General features: G+C 59.7%; 1 protein-coding gene. It reads left to right on the forward strand.

Annotated elements, in window-relative coordinates; genetic code table 11:
• Positions 1–148 precede the first annotated feature (148 nt).
• Positions 149–403, forward strand: coding sequence for a hypothetical protein (locus tag ABD76_RS00475; RefSeq protein WP_197253343.1), 255 nt, complete (start codon positions 149–151; stop codon positions 401–403).
• Positions 404–499 lie beyond the last annotated feature (96 nt).

Raw genomic sequence — 499 nt, forward strand, 5'->3', positions numbered from 1 at the left:
TTACGCCTGCGGAGCGTGGCACCTGGCCACCTGCCGTACCTGGCTTGGCATCGGGAATCTGTCCTGCGGCGGTGACTCGCTGACTGCGGAAATGATCAAACCCACATTTGTGATAATGTAGATTCCCTGTGGATCTGGAGTCGCGCGGATGAGCCGTCTGACCATCGATATCACCGAGCAGCAGCATCAAAGCCTGAAGGCGACCGCTGCCCTGGAGGGCAAGACGATCAGGCAGTACGCGCTGGAGCGTCTGTTCCCGGGCGATGCTGATGGTGAGCAGGCCATGCGGGAACTGAAAACCCTTTTGAACGCCCGTATCAAGGAGGGCCTGGCGGGAAGGGTGTCCAACAAGCAAGTTGGAGAAATCCTCGATGATGAGTTCGTTGAGGATCGTCCTGCTTGAGGGCCTACGTGCTGACGGAGGCCGCGGAAGCTGATCTGCGGGGAATCATCCGTTACACGCGCAAGCACTGGGACGATGCCCAGGTCCGCCGCTACG

Source organism: Paenibacillus dendritiformis (assembly GCF_015845845.1).
Lineage (GTDB): Bacteria > Bacillota > Bacilli > Paenibacillales > Paenibacillaceae > Paenibacillus_B > Paenibacillus_B dendritiformis_C.

Coding starts and splice junctions, on each gene's coding strand:
- ABD76_RS00475 (WP_197253343.1), top strand. CDS start 149: ATGAGCCGTCTGACCATCGATATCACCGAGCAGCAGCATCAAAGCCTG.